Origin of the sequence: Bartonella sp. 1-1C (genome assembly GCF_002810325.1) — a bacterium.
GTDB lineage: Bacteria > Pseudomonadota > Alphaproteobacteria > Rhizobiales > Rhizobiaceae > Bartonella > Bartonella rochalimae.
In genome coordinates this window covers 924,372-938,556 of record NZ_CP019489.1, presented here as the reverse complement: position 1 = coordinate 938,556, position 14,185 = coordinate 924,372, and the positions used below count along the sequence as shown (strand labels likewise).

Annotated in this window: 11 protein-coding genes; 5 read left to right on the top strand and 6 right to left on the bottom strand. The window is 36.4% G+C overall.

Annotated elements, in window-relative coordinates:
- Positions 1-30: 30 nt before the first annotated feature.
- From B11cv2_RS04180 to B11cv2_RS04170, 3 genes are all read right to left on the bottom strand, one after another.
- On the bottom strand, positions 31-1,062 hold the full coding sequence (locus B11cv2_RS04180) for an aspartate-semialdehyde dehydrogenase (protein ID WP_100693453.1): 1,032 nt from the start codon (positions 1,060-1,062) through the stop codon (positions 31-33).
- Between the two features lie 582 nt (positions 1,063-1,644).
- Positions 1,645-1,839 carry a Trm112 family protein gene (locus B11cv2_RS04175; RefSeq protein WP_100693452.1) on the bottom strand — a complete coding sequence of 65 codons (195 nt, stop codon included), beginning with the start codon at positions 1,837-1,839 and terminating at the stop codon, positions 1,645-1,647.
- Between the two features lie 13 nt (positions 1,840-1,852).
- Positions 1,853-2,515 (bottom strand): LON peptidase substrate-binding domain-containing protein, encoded by a 663-nt coding sequence (locus B11cv2_RS04170; protein ID WP_100693451.1) that lies wholly within the window; start codon positions 2,513-2,515, stop codon positions 1,853-1,855.
- 505 nt (positions 2,516-3,020) lie between these two features.
- Between B11cv2_RS04170 and gcvT the strand changes: the two genes are divergently transcribed.
- The 3 genes from gcvT to gcvP are packed head-to-tail and all read left to right on the top strand — an operon-like array spanning position 3,021 to position 7,317.
- Positions 3,021-4,142: a glycine cleavage system aminomethyltransferase GcvT gene (gene gcvT, locus B11cv2_RS04165; RefSeq protein ID WP_100693450.1), complete on the top strand. Its 1,122-nt coding sequence runs from the start codon at positions 3,021-3,023 to the stop codon at positions 4,140-4,142.
- Positions 4,143-4,148: 6 nt separating this feature from the next.
- The gene (gene gcvH / locus B11cv2_RS04160) at positions 4,149-4,517 is read left to right on the top strand and encodes a glycine cleavage system protein GcvH (protein ID WP_100693449.1); all 369 of its coding nucleotides are present in this window, start codon (positions 4,149-4,151) and stop codon (positions 4,515-4,517) included.
- A gap of 4 nt (positions 4,518-4,521) precedes the next feature.
- Positions 4,522-7,317, top strand: coding sequence for an aminomethyl-transferring glycine dehydrogenase (gene gcvP / locus B11cv2_RS04155; protein ID WP_100693448.1), 2,796 nt, complete (start codon positions 4,522-4,524; stop codon positions 7,315-7,317).
- A 126-nt stretch (positions 7,318-7,443) separates the two neighbouring features.
- On the opposite strand, the gene alr is transcribed toward gcvP, so the two are convergent.
- Positions 7,444-8,565 (bottom strand): alanine racemase, encoded by a 1,122-nt coding sequence (gene alr, locus B11cv2_RS04150; RefSeq protein WP_100693447.1) that lies wholly within the window; start codon positions 8,563-8,565, stop codon positions 7,444-7,446.
- 1,068 nt (positions 8,566-9,633) lie between these two features.
- Positions 9,634-11,748, bottom strand: a complete 2,115-nt coding sequence (locus tag B11cv2_RS04140; protein WP_100693445.1) for a lytic transglycosylase domain-containing protein — start codon at positions 11,746-11,748, stop codon at positions 9,634-9,636.
- 238 nt (positions 11,749-11,986) lie between these two features.
- Between B11cv2_RS04140 and dapA the strand changes: the two genes are divergently transcribed.
- Together dapA and smpB are read left to right on the top strand one after the other, a co-directional pair.
- Positions 11,987-12,871, top strand: coding sequence for a 4-hydroxy-tetrahydrodipicolinate synthase (gene dapA / locus B11cv2_RS04135; RefSeq protein WP_100693444.1), 885 nt, complete (start codon positions 11,987-11,989; stop codon positions 12,869-12,871).
- An 18-nt stretch (positions 12,872-12,889) separates the two neighbouring features.
- Entirely contained in the window at positions 12,890-13,369 is a 480-nt protein-coding gene (gene smpB, locus B11cv2_RS04130) for an SsrA-binding protein SmpB (RefSeq protein WP_035007204.1), read from the top strand.
- A 36-nt stretch (positions 13,370-13,405) separates the two neighbouring features.
- Here smpB and B11cv2_RS04125 read toward each other — a convergent pair whose 3' ends face one another.
- A complete protein-coding gene (locus B11cv2_RS04125; protein ID WP_100693443.1) occupies positions 13,406-14,074 on the bottom strand; it encodes a uracil-DNA glycosylase in 669 nt (222 codons plus the stop codon).
- Positions 14,075-14,185 lie beyond the last annotated feature (111 nt).

Sequence of the window (14,185 nt, the reverse complement as noted above, 5' to 3'; positions counted from 1 at the left end):
TAAAGAGAATTTTTATGCTGCTATTTCCGTTTAGATAGCTGACTTAGGTGTGATTAAATTACGAGAGATGAGAAGTTCAGCAATTTGAACTGCATTCAATGCTGCTCCTTTCCTTAAATTATCAGCAACAACCCAAAAAGCTAAGCCATTTTCAACGGTGGCATCTTCGCGAATACGGCTAATAAAAATATCATCCTCTCCTGTGCATTCATAGGGAGAAATGTAACCACCATCTTCTTGTTTATCTATGATTTGGCAACTAGGTGTATTGCGTAGGAGTGCACGTGCTTCATGGGCACTTAATGGCTTTGCAAATTCAACATTAACAGATTCAGCATGGCCAATAAAGACAGGGACTCGAACAGCAGTAGCCGTTAATTTGATCTTGGGATCAAGAATTTTTTTTGTTTCGGCCATTATTTTCCATTCTTCTTTAGTATAGCCGTCTTCCATAAAAACATCGATATGAGGAATGATATTAAAGGCAATGCGTTTAGTAAACTTTTTTAATAAGATTGGATCAGCAACGAAAACAGCTCGTGATTGTTCAAATAGTTCATCCATTCCTTCTTTACCAGCTCCAGATACTGATTGATAAGTGGATACAACAACGCGCTTGATGATTGCTGCATCATGGAGAGGTTTTAAAGCAACAACAAGTTGAATGGTTGAACAATTAGGATTGGCAATAATGTTACGTTTAGAAAATGCTTTAATGCTTTCTGCATTTACTTCTGGCACAATTAAGGGAACATTGATATCATAACGCCATGTGGAGGAGTTATCGATGACTACACAACCAGCAGCGCTAATCTTAGGAGCGTATTCTTTGGAAATAGTTCCTCCAGCAGACATGAGACACAAATCAGTGTCAGAAAAGTTATATGTATCAAGCGCTTTGACTTTTAAAGTTTTGTTGCCATAAGAAACACTCTGTCCTATTGAGCGTCGTGAAGCCAAAGGAACTATTTCGCTAGCTGGAAAGCAACGCTCTTCTAGAATTGTTAATATTTCACGTCCAACATTTCCCGTAGCACCAACAACTGCAACTTTAAAATTCATATTTTCACTTCTTTCTCTATTTTATAAAAATAGATATGATGCTAACTTTTCTTAGGTTAAATCTAACAAAGAGAGTAAATTAGCTGAGAAACTTGCATATTTTAATTATTATCTCCTTAGGCCTAATTGTATGCACACAATTAGCACGATAAGGGTACTATAGATCACCTTACTTGACAATACACTGCTTCTTTGGTTTTTTAGAACTGGAGAGAGTTTCAATTTTTTCTGTCAAATTATATAAATATTATTTTTCATGAGGTTTTGATTGAGAAGACTGCTAATCTTTTTCAGGCCTTTTTGCTGCATAAGGGGCAGAATTTAAGGCAATAGATCTATTTTTGTTAGCAGGTTGATAAGTAAGATTATTTTATGCATTTATCAATTGATATTCAAAGAAATAATATGAGTTTTTATGGAAGCAGAGAATGAGTTTCTTTGTTGAGGAAAATTAAAACTTTAATGTTATTAGTTAGTGGAATAGTTTTCTTGAGATTCTCTTTGGATATGTACTTAAAAAAGCTGATCGAGAGAAAATATGTTTTGATATAAAATTTAGTTTTATGAAAAGGAAAATAAAAACTATTTTTTTTCATTATATTTTAAAGGACGCGCTTCTGAAGTAAGCATAATAGGAACACCGCTACGAATAGGATAGGCTAGTTTTGCTTTTAATGAAATTAATTCTTGTGTTTTTTTATTTAAAGAGAGCGGCTCTTTTGTGAGTGGGCAGACCAGTAATTCAAGCATCTTAGGATCAGTTGTCATTTTTTTCATGTTTGAAAATCCGTTAATGTAAGCGATGATATGCTCCTGTTTGTTTCATAAGTGAACGTTCAGTTAAAGCAAGGAGAGTTTGGGCCCGACTTGCAATATCTGGTGCTTCCAGTAAAGCTTGTTTTTCTTCTGGAGTAAAAGGAATAAGAGTTGAAAGAGCATTAACGAGTACAGGTGTAGGCGTTTGTACAATATTATTCCAATTATGTTCAATTTCATGAAGTACAAGATAATTTTCGATCGTATTGAGTAAGTTTTCTCGATTAATATTTTCTGAGTTTTCATATTCTTGTAAATCTTTTATATTAAATTCAATGATGGCAATTCGATAAGGCTTTTTGCTCACTAATTCTTTTTTTAAGGTGAAACGACAAACACCTTGTAATACGATAAGAAGTCGTCCGTTTCCTGTTTCATTATAATTTGTAATACGACCAACACAGCCCATTTCATAGAGTTCTGATGGAAAATCGTCTGTACCTGATGATAAAGGCTGAATGATTCCTAATAGACGATTAGATGTCATAGCGTCTTCAATCATTTCAAGAGCACTTGGTTCAAAAATGTTAAGCGATAAAAAACCTCCAGGAAGCAATAATGCGCCTTCTAAAGGAAAAATGGCAATTTGTTTTGGTAAGTCATGTTCACAATTATAGTGGATATTACCAGCTTTCATGAGTGTTCTATAACCTTTATCCAATACAGTTTCATACGTGGAATTATTATAGTTTTTTATTATAAAGAAAATTATATTATTATGAGCGAGACTAGATCAAATAATATAAATTATTATAATGAAGAAAACTATAATCTTTTCTTATAGAGAAAAGTAAGAGAAACAACAATATCTTGGGTTGTCTTCAGTAAGAATTTAAAGAATACGAGTTCCCTTTAAGTAAAGATTTATAAGGGTAGTTTGAAAAAACAAGATTATTATAAAAAACTTTGAAATTTAGAGGACTATAGTCAGTTTTTTAATGACAGTGTAGAGAAGATAAGTTATAGCAAAAATATGTTGGAAAGAATGTCATTGCTTCTTTCATTCTTTGCGGGAGAGTGCAAAATGCAAACTTTCACATCTGCCGCTAAAGAGCAAAATAATCCGCAATCTTGCAGGTTTGAGACAAAGGGTAAGAAAGACGACCACAATATAGAGTGGTAAACGTGGCTTTGGAGAAATTATGGGCACCGATTTGCAGACATTTGAGACATTGCCTTTAAAAAAACTTCCTTTACATGATTTACATGAAAAAGCACAAGCGAAATTTGGCGCTTTTGCTGGTTGGATGATGCCTTTAATTTATCCTCTAGGTGTTTTGAAAGAGCATTTGCATACACGTGCTCAGGCTGGTCTTTTTGATATCTCTCATATGAAGTTAATAGCTATTGAAGGGCAAGAAGCAGCTGAATTTTTATCTTATGCACTTCCTATTGATGCGTTCCTTTTACAAAAAGGCCAATCACGCTATAATTATTTGCTGAGTGAGCAAGCTGGTATTCTTGATGATCTTATTCTTACGCGTTTAGATAAATATCGTTTTATGCTGGTTGTTAATGCAGGGAATGCACAGGCTGATTTTGCCGAACTTCAAAAACGTGCAGTTGATTTTGACTGTCAAATAGTTGCGCTTGAGAGAGTTTTTCTTGCTCTTCAAGGTCCGCAGGCTGCCTCTGTTTTTGCTGATGCAGGTTTGCTTGGTAATGAGCTTTTGTTTATGCAAGGGTTTGAGCCATACCAAGGTTGGTTTGTAACACGTTCTGGTTATACAGGAGAGGACGGTTTTGAAATTGCACTTCCAGAAAGTCAGGCACGTTCATTAGTTGAAAAATTACTCGATGATTATCGTGTTGAATGGATCGGTCTTGCTGCGCGTGATAGTCTTCGACTGGAGGCGGGATTGTGTTTACATGGTAATGATATTACACCTGATACCACTCCTATTGAGGCTGCACTGACATGGGCTGTGTCCAAGAGTGTTCGGGAAAAAGCTAAGTTTTATGGGGCAGAAGCTTTTCTTAGAGCATATCAGAGAGGGCCTTCTCGTTGTCGTGTTGGTTTAAAACCACAGGGACGTCAGCCTGTACGTGCAGGTGCAGTTCTTCTAGATGATAAGGGGAAACAGATTGGAATAGTGACATCGGGTGGTTTTGGTCCTTCTTTTAATGGTCCTGTAGCAATGGGCTATGTTCCTATTGATTGGAAAATCGAAGGAACAGAAGTTTTTACTGAAGTGCGTGGCAAAAAAATCATGTTGTCTGTTCATTCGCTTCCTTTTGTTGAACAACGTTATTTGAAGGGATAATTGTTTATGTCTGAAGTTTATTTTACGCAAGATCACGAATGGATAAGTGTTGAGGGACAGATCGCTACGGTTGGAATTACCAATCATGCTCAAGAGCAGTTAGGTGATTTGGTGTTTGTTGATTTGCCACAGAGCGGAATACATATTTCTAAGGGAGATGCAGCTGCTGTTGTTGAGTCTGTTAAAGCAGCATCGGATGTTTATGCACCTATTGATGGAGAAGTGATTGAAGTTAATGAAGCTTTAGCAGGTGATCCTGCGTTGGTAAATCAGCAAGCCGAAAAGGAAGGTTGGTTATGGAAAATGAGGATACAGGATAAGACACAGCTTGATGAGTTATTAGATGAATCTTCTTATCGTGCATTGATTGGGTAAAATTATGCAAGAACATCGTTTTGTTTCGCAGCACATAGGGCTTCGATCTGATGAAATACAAAAAATGCTTAGGGTGTTAGCGCTTGATTCAATAGAAGCTTTAGTTTCTCAAGCTGTTCCTGAATCTGTTCATTTGAAACGGTTGCTTAATTTACCAGAAGCAGCAAGTGAAGAAAAAGCTTTGGAAGAATTATCGAAGATTATGGAACGCAATAATGTCCGGAAGAGTTTTATTGGACAAGGCTATTATGGAACATTTGTACCACCTGTTATTTTGCGTAATTTTTTTGAAAATCCGGCTTGGTATACCGCTTATACACCCTATCAGGCAGAGATTAGCCAAGGACGTTTAGAGCTTTTGTTTTATTTTCAGACATTAATAAGTGAATTGACTGGATTACCTGTTGCGGCTGCTTCACTTCTTGATGAGGCAACAGCTTTAGCTGAAGCTAACGCGGTGGCTGTCCGTTTTGCACGTGAGAAAAGAACAAAAATTTTGATTCAAGGCTTTTTGCATCCTCAAATATTGAGTGTTGCGCAGACACGTGCTGAAACACAGGGCATTCACATGAGCGAAAAAGGTCAAGTTTGTTCTGATACGGCTGCTGTTGTTTTGCCATGGCCAGATACAAGGGGATGCTTTAATGATTATAATGAAGTTATTAAAGAGGCAAAGGAGAAGGGGGCTCTAGTTATTGTTGTTGCAGATCCTTTAGCTCTTACTCTTATGGAAGCGCCAGCCAAATGGGGTGCTGATATTGTTGTTGGTTCTATGCAGCGTTATGGAGTTCCAATGGGTTTTGGTGGTCCTCATGCAGGTTATCTTGCCGTGAGTGATGCTTTAATGCGTTTAATTCCAGGGCGTATTGTTGGGCAATCGGCAGATACGAAAGGGCGTACTAGTTTTCGATTAGCATTGCAAACGCGTGAACAACATATTCGACGTGATAAAGCAACGTCGAATATATGTACTGCGCAGGCTTTGTTGGCTAATATGGCAGTGGCTTATGCTATTTGGCATGGTCCAAAAGGTCTACAGGAAATTGCCAAACGTATTCACAGTTTAACATGTCGTTTTGTTGCTGGTTTAGAAGAGGTAGGTATCCATTGTGAGGGCAAATATTTTTTTGATTGTACTAGTGTTTTTGTCGAGAAGAGAGCTCAAGATATTGCAAATCAAGCAAAAATGGGTGGGCGGCTTGTGCGTGTTCTTGATGATGATTGGGTTGCAATTAATTTTGATGAATTATCAACAGAAGAAGATGCTATTGCTTTAGCACAGCTTTTTAACGCACAATTAGCTGATGAAACTGCTACAAGGCTTTTTGGCAAAGAGCGTGATTCTGCTTTTCTTTCGCAATCATTTTTTCATGCAGTGCATTCAGAAACGGACATGATGCGCTTTTTACGTCGCTTATCAGATAAGGATTTAGCACTGGATCGGGCGATGATTCCACTTGGTTCTTGTACAATGAAACTGAATGCTGCGGCTGAGTTAATACCTGTGAGTTGGCCTACAGTGGCTAATATACATCCTTTTGCACCTAAAGATGATGCGTTGGGATATCAGGAAATGATAAACCAGTTAAATACATGGTTATGTGAAATTACAGGGTTTGCTCAAGTTTCTTTTCAGCCTAATTCTGGTGCTCAAGGTGAATATGCTGGACTTTTGGCTATTCGGCGATATCATCAATCTCGTGGCGATAATCAGCGTAATATTTGTCTTATTCCTGCATCAGCACATGGAACTAATCCAGCTTCAGCACATATGGCAGGGATGGAAGTTATAGTAGTGAAATGCTTAAGTGATGGTGATGTTGATATTGATGATCTTAAAGCGAAAGCACAATTGCATAAAGCTCATTTGGCAGCTTTAATGATTACCTATCCTTCAACACATGGTGTTTATGAGGAAAACATTAAAGACATTTGTGCCATTATTCATGAAAATGGTGGGCAAGTCTATTTCGATGGAGCTAATTTAAATGCACTTGTAGGTCTTGCACGTCCTGCGGATATGGGGGCAGATGTTTGTCACATGAACCTTCATAAAACATTTGCAATTCCTCATGGTGGTGGAGGTCCTGGTGTTGGCCCGATTGGCGTTGGAATGCATTTAAAACCGTTTTTACCTGGCCACGAACAAGATAAGACGACTCATGCCGTTTCAGCAGCTCCTTACGGAAGTGCTTCTATTTTAGTGATTACATGGATGTATATTCGGATGATGGGAGCTGATGGATTAAAATGCGCAACACAGATAGCAATATTAAATGCTAATTATGTTGCTGAGCGCCTCTCAAAGGCTTATTCTATTCTTTATCGGGGTAAATATGGGCGTGTTGCACATGAATGTATTGTGGATACACGGTCGCTGAAAGAGCAATATGGAATCAGTGTTGATGATATTGCAAAACGTCTTATTGATTATGGATTTCATGCTCCAACAATGTCATTTCCAGTTCCTGGAACTTTGATGATTGAACCAACTGAATCAGAACCGAAGGCAGAAATTGATCGTCTTTGTGATGCTTTGTTATCTATTGCTGAAGAATCTAAGAAAATTGGTGAAGGCATTTGGCCGAAAGATGATAATCCATTGGTGAATGCGCCGCATACATTAGCAGACACTTTAGATGATAATTGGAAACGGGCTTATTCGAGAAAAGAGGCTGCTTTTCCTGACCCTCGCTTTGATCCAGCAAATAAATATTGGCCGCCTGTTTCACGTATTGACAATGTTTCTGGTGATAGAACTTTGATTTGTTCTTGTCCACCATTGGTGAACACGATTTAAATTTATTTTCTTATGTTCAATTAAGAAAGCCTATATCAAGCTTATAGAGTTGGATATAATTTATTTCGATTTTTGTTTAAGACTGATCATAGTTATCTTAGATTCATTTTATGAGAATTCGAAGATTTAAATGTAAATACGTTTATAACGAGAACCAAGAGAAGTAAGAATTTCGTAAGGAATGGTTCCTGCATCTGCAGCAACATTTTCGATAGTTTGATGTTTTCCAATAAGTTCTACCCAATCACCTCGTTTTGGTTTTTCATGTTGAAGATTAGTTGCATCAACAATAATAGAGTCCATAGAAATTTGTCCAATGATGGGTAGTTTGTGTTGATTGAAATAAACGAAACCTTTGTTAGAAAGGTTCCGTAGCCAGCCATCAGCATAACCAATAGAAATGGTGGTAAGAATGCTGGGCTTTTGAGTGATGAAACTTCCACCATAACCCACAGGAGACCCTGCTTCAGTGCAACGGCTTTGAATAACTTGAGCCTTAAGTTTTAAAACAGGTTTAAGAGATGTGGGATGTTGTTGATGGGGATCAATTCCATAAAGTCCAATACCTGGGCGAACAAGATCAAAATAAAAGTCTGGGCCAAGAAAGATTCCTCCAGAATTAGCAAGTGAAGCTTTACAGGTAGGAAGTTGTGCAAGTGCTGTTTTCATAGCGTTTTTTTGTTCGCAATTGGATGCGTGTGTTGCATTATCTCCATTAGCAAGATGGCTGATAATATATTTTATGTCTGCTATTTCGAAGAGAGAAGGATTTTGGATCAACCATTGTAGCTCTTCTTGATCAAGCCCTAGTCGATTCATATTAGTATCAATTTGAATGATTGCTGGAAATTTTTTACCATTTTTTTGACAATGCATTTGCCAGTTTTCAATTTCATTCCGAGAATTAAGAACAGGAACAATACCAGTTTGAGTCACGAATTCTTCTGCAGTAGGGGGAATACCATTCAGAAGGATAAGGGTAACATTATTGGGTAAAATAGCTTTTAATTGGAGTGCTTCTTTAAGATGGGCAATAAAAAAAGTGCGGCAACCAGCTTGATAAAGTGCAGGGGCAATTTTTTCAGCTCCTAGCCCATAGGCATCAGCTTTTACAACAGCGGAACATTCTATAGGAGCAACACGTTGGACTAAGGTTTTATAATTAGCAACAATTGCACCAATATCAATAGTTGCTACGGCAGTATAGGGTAGTATTGCATTTTCTTCATAACCAACAAACTTGTCCATTTTGTAATCCTATCTCTATATAATAAGATACAAATTCCCTTTTAAATTATTATTATAACTGTGCTTATGATACACAAAAACGCGAATATTATTTTTACTTTAAAATATATAAGTGGTGAAAGCAATTAGTGAAGTGAGAGATGCAATTTTGATACAATGAATGGAGTGTTATTTTCTTTGAATGATAGCTCCTACTGGAAGAATGTTTTTTCATTTTAATTTCTCTTTTTGAAGCAAACAAAACCATTTATCTAAACATCATAAGAAAAAAGAATGGATGATAAATTATTTGAGAGGGAATTTTATAATACCTTTTAGGAGATATCTACATAAGAAAGAAGTTGTAATATTAGTGAGTAAATAAAAATATAGAAGTAATGATGGTATTGGTTTTTTGCTTCATAAATATAAAGGTAAAGATGGTGGTAATTCGGTTGAGCTTGTATTATATTTTCAGTGGATGATGATAAGAAATGAGTTGGGGAGAAAGTATAAATATCTTTTAAAACGGATTCGTAAATTAATTGTAGACTATTTTTTCGTAAGGAATATGATCCTATTAAAGGATGAAAAAAGTATGAAGTTATTGTTAATATTCATTATTTTAAATGTCTTGCTTTAGATAATTTTGAAAGACGTAAAGTTGATTTAAACAAGTAATAAAGCTAGACATTGGTGTTACTTTAATTATGCTCTTTTCAAATTGTTATCTCTTTAATTGTAGAGATAAGCTAAGTTGGTGTATTTAACGTTTTCATTTCAGTCTATTATATATAAAACTGGGATAGCAGTGAAAATTTGAAACTGTCTCAATGTGTCATTGTATGAGAGGGAGATACTTAATTTACAGGTAAAAGCTAAAGTATGCTTTTCAAATTAGGCTAATAATGTAATAAAAGATATCACCATTATGAACTAAAGGGATATTCCGATTTTTATTAAATGCTTCAAAAGCAATAACATATATGGTTTTACATCTGCTTATTTTAAAGGCATTTACATAACTTCATTATACCGTATCCTACAATAAAAGATAAGAAGAGGATCTATTTTGAAATAGACGAGAGTCTATGACTTTCTGTAACCGGCAATGAGATCAGATTTGATATCTGTGGTTCCAATGAGACGCGCTTTGTAAACTTCATAATTTTCTATAACACGCATCACATAGTTGCGCGTTTCTGTATAGGGGATACGTTCGATCCAGTCGACAACGTTATCAAGAGATTGTCCTCTAGGATCACCGTAACGTTCTATCCATTCATTTGCGCGACGGAAGCCTGCATTATAGCTGATAAAAGCCAATATATAAGATCCGTTAAAACGCTCTAATTGTTCACTTAAAAAATGAGCACCTAATATAGTATTATAATTGACATCACTGCTAAATTTTTTGTGAGACCACGCAATTGAATGTTTGTTAGCTAATGCTTTTGCTGTGGTAGGTAACAATTGTAACATACCTTGGGCTCCAGCTTTTGATATAGCGACAGGATTAAATTCGCTTTCTTGGCGTGCAATGGCATAGATAAGTGCTTTTTTTGTTGCAGAAAAGTTGATGGATGTTGGAATAGCCCCGATAGGATGGGAAAGAGCGCTGACGGCCTTACCTTGAACAACAGCAGTTTTACCGATTTTGAGGCTAGTATAATAGTCGCCACTTTTTTCTGACATAACAGCTAAAAGAGCTAATTCACCAGGATTGTCTATTGTTGTGCTGAGTTCTTTATAAAAAATTTTAGCGAGATTAGCATAGCCAGCAGCTTCAAGCCTTTGGATAACTTGAACACCTTTTCGTGCACTAAAACTTTGCCGTTCATTCATTGTTGGCCTAGGAAAATGAATTTCAAGTTTTTTTTCGTTAAGTCGAGAGGCTGCTAATTGACCATAATAAGTTGTACCAAAATGAGCAGCGCGCTGAAAATAATGCTGAGCATTTTTATATTCACCTAAGGCTTCTGCTGTTCGCCCCATCCAATAATAGCCACGGGATATTGAGAGAGGAGAAGAGGAGAGTTGAGTGATATGCGTAAAGTGATGCATTGCCGTCTTGGGGCTATGAAGAAATCGAAGTGCATACCATCCGGCGTGAAACGCAGCATCAATTTTAAATGAAGATGTTCCGCCAATATGAGCTGAAACAAGTTGATAAGCAATTTTAGGCTTGTTTAAATCAAGCATTTCGCGAGAAAGAACACGTCGTTCTATCCACCATGCATCAGGGTTAATAAGATTTATCGGATCTCGTGGTGCTTGCATCATGAGTTGTGCAGCAGTTTCATATTGTCCAGTTCGTCGAAAATAACGAATTTTAGCAAATTGTAAAAGAGGATCTTTCTTCCATGACTGATCAACAGCTTTTAGTTTTTGTGCGGCTTGAGGTTCATTTTTTTCAACAGCAGCAAAAGCATTAAAGAGAGATTGGGCATGGGCTAATTTTGCAATCCGCTGAGCTGAATCAATACGATTTGCATAAAGCATAATCTTCATACGTTTCAGATGATCAGAGGGTTTTAATGCAGTGCTTGCATTTTTAAGAATAAGATCTTCTTCTTGAGCATTGAGCTGTACTGTATGCCACCACGGTGCAATAATTTGTCGTGCACGGGTGGTTTGTCCAGTTACGATAAGGGCTTTGGCAAGTGCAGCCATTCCTTGTACAGTGAGGGGAGAATGGTGAATAAATTTTTGAATAATCGCTTGTGTAGAATTGTTTTCATTAATGAAAGCACGTTCAGCATTGCGTTTCATTATATTCATACCTGGCCAACCTTTTAATTCATTGATGGCCCTTAATATTTCAGAGCTTGGTATATTCGTTTGATATGATGTATTTATTGCCCATGTTAAGATATGGCGATCAAGACTGTTTTGAGGCATTGTATTGCGAAGCGCTATTGTTTTCATAATATCTTTGCTTGAAAGAGTATCTAAGCCGAATTTAAGCTGGTTAGTTTTAGTAATCTTAATTTTTGTTGGGATATTATTATTTATAGGATGATTAGCCTCAAAAGATTTTTTAAGTTTTTCTATGGTGATAAAAGAGTGAGGATGAACCAAGGGAATTGGTCCGTTTTGTGGTAGAAAAACTGCTTGTGCTGAGGCATTTGAGAGTAAAATGATAGCTGCCAATTTGAGTATAATAAAGATTGATACAAAAAAGTGAACAGAGACTATATACATTGATGAAAGACCTTTAGATCTTGCTTTTTAGGCAATATTTTATAAATTTTAAAAGAGAAGCATGAATGACATGTTAACAACTTAGTTGTGTTTTTAGGAAATATTCAGCATACAGAAATTATAAATTAATATTGTAAGATCTTTATGAAATTCAACTTGCTTCAGCCAGAGAGCAAGACTATGTTATTATAATAAGATGGTTATTAAAAATAAAATTTAATATTATCAGGAGTTTATTATGCTCAAGGGAGCACTAACTGCATTGATTACACCATTTAATGAAGATGGTGTTATTGATGAAAAGTCATTTTGCAATTTTATTGAATGGCAAATCGGACAAGGTATTCATGGTGTGAGTCCCGTTGGGACAACAGGCGAGTCAGCAACTTTAAGTCATGAAGAACATAAGCGAGTTGTAGAATTATGCGTTAAACAAGTTTCTAAGCGTGTTCCTGTTGTTGCAGGGGCGGGGTCAAATAGCACGGATGAGGCTGTCGAGCTTGCACAGCATGCAGAGAAAGTAGGTGCAGATGCAGTTTTAGTGGTAACCCCTTATTATAATAAGCCTAATCAAAAGGGATTATATGCTCACTTTTCTGCTATTGCAAAAGCTGTTTCTATTCCTATTGTGATTTATAATATTCCCGGGCGATCTGTTATTGATCTCACTGTAGAAACTATGAAAAATCTTTGTCAGGATTTTAAAAATATCGTTGGTGTTAAGGATGCAACAGGTAAAATTGAGCGGGTAAGTGAACAACGAGAAAAATGTGGTAAGAATTTTATACAGCTTTCTGGTGATGATAGAACAGCATTAGGCTTTAATGCACATGGAGGTGTAGGGTGTATTTCAGTTGTATCTAATGTTGCTCCAAAGCTTTGTTCAGAGCTTTATACTGCTTGCCATCGTGGTGATTATAATACAGCATTAGAATTAAATGATCGTTTAATGCCCCTTAATTGTGCAATATTTATTGAACCAAATCCAGCGGGTATTAAATATGCTGCTGCAAAATTGGGAATTTGTAGGGATACTGTTCGTTTACCGATTGTTCCATTAGACAATACTACAAAGAGGATTATTGATGCTGCTTTGCAACATGCAGGTCTTCTTAAAGAATAAAATTATGTTGAAATAGCTATGAACAACAAAAAAAAGACAGCATCAATACGAAAAGTTATTGCGGATAATCGTAAAGCACGTTTCAATTTTGAAATTCTTGATACTCTTGAGGTCGGTATTGTTCTTCAAGGAACAGAGGTTAAGTCTTTACGTTCCAATCATGCCAATATTTCTGAAAGTTATGCTAGCTTTGAAAAGGGAGAATTATGGTTGATTAATTCTCATATTCCTGAATATACGCAAGCGAATCGTTTTAATCATGATGCACGTCGTTTGCGTAAATTATTACTTTCAAAGCGTGAAATGGCGCGTTTTTTTAATGCAATTTCTCGTGAGGGTATGACGATTACTCCACTTAAACTTTATTTTAATGAACGAGGGCGTGTTAAATTGGAAATTGCTTTAGCACGTGGTAAAAAACTTCACGATAAACGTGAAACAGAAAAAAAACGAGATTGGGAGCGTGAAAAGGCACGACTTTTTAGAAAGTATGGATAATGGAAAAGAAATTTCCATATCTTCGTTAGAAAGATTTCAACATTGATTTAAATAGATTTTTGCAGCTTCGAAGATTTGATAGAACATAGTATCTGTTAAACGGCCGGTATTAGTATTATAGCGTGAACAGTGATAGCTTGAAAAAATACGTAATCTACCAATATCACTAATTTTTCCATGACCAAAAGGGTGTGCTGAGGTTTTTGCGTTTAAAGCTCGTATAGTGGAGTTATGCGCAATGCTGCCAAGAGTAATGATGGCTTTTAGTTGAGGAAGATTTGTTAAAAGAGGTGAAAAAAAATGTCGACAAGTGTTGATTTCAGTGCCAGTGGGTTTATTCTCTGGTGGAACACAACGTACTGAATTAACAATTGCAGTATCGATGAGTTCTAGGGAATCATCTGATCTTTCTGCAAAAGTACCTTGAGCAAAACCAAACTTTTTTAACGTTGAATAAAGAAGGTGTCCAGCATAATCACCTGTGAAAGGACGTCCAGTTCGGTTTGCTCCGCGTAATCCAGGAGCAAGTCCAACAATTAGAAGGCGTGTTGTTGCAGCCCCTTTATGAGGGAAAAATGGACTAACAGGTGCATTATGCCAATGAGGTTCTTTAATACGCCAGTCAGCGATAAAGTTATTTAGGCGAGGACACAAATTACAATTTGGAGGTGGCTCTGGGCACAATGATGTTAATTTACTGTTCATGGATTGCAGGTACCAATTATATTTTATCAAAAATCTTTTAAGCTATTTTATTTGATATTCAGTCGAGTATATTTTTGTAAACAGTTTTATAATATGCATACAGAGATTTTT

Bases quoted from the DNA above. Each gene is read 5' to 3' on its own strand.
- B11cv2_RS04180 (WP_100693453.1), bottom strand. From the start codon at position 1,062: ATGAATTTTAAAGTTGCAGTTGTTGGTGCTACGGGAAATGTTGGACGT.
- B11cv2_RS04175 (WP_100693452.1), bottom strand. From the start codon at position 1,839: ATGAAAAAAATGACAACTGATCCTAAGATGCTTGAATTACTGGTCTGC.
- B11cv2_RS04170 (WP_100693451.1), bottom strand. From the start codon at position 2,515: ATGAAAGCTGGTAATATCCACTATAATTGTGAACATGACTTACCAAAA.
- gcvT (WP_100693450.1), top strand. From the start codon at position 3,021: ATGGGCACCGATTTGCAGACATTTGAGACATTGCCTTTAAAAAAACTT.
- gcvH (WP_100693449.1), top strand. From the start codon at position 4,149: ATGTCTGAAGTTTATTTTACGCAAGATCACGAATGGATAAGTGTTGAG.
- gcvP (WP_100693448.1), top strand. From the start codon at position 4,522: ATGCAAGAACATCGTTTTGTTTCGCAGCACATAGGGCTTCGATCTGAT.
- alr (WP_100693447.1), bottom strand. From the start codon at position 8,565: ATGGACAAGTTTGTTGGTTATGAAGAAAATGCAATACTACCCTATACT.
- B11cv2_RS04140 (WP_100693445.1), bottom strand. From the start codon at position 11,748: ATGTATATAGTCTCTGTTCACTTTTTTGTATCAATCTTTATTATACTC.
- dapA (WP_100693444.1), top strand. From the start codon at position 11,987: ATGCTCAAGGGAGCACTAACTGCATTGATTACACCATTTAATGAAGAT.
- smpB (WP_035007204.1), top strand. From the start codon at position 12,890: ATGAACAACAAAAAAAAGACAGCATCAATACGAAAAGTTATTGCGGAT.
- B11cv2_RS04125 (WP_100693443.1), bottom strand. From the start codon at position 14,074: ATGAACAGTAAATTAACATCATTGTGCCCAGAGCCACCTCCAAATTGT.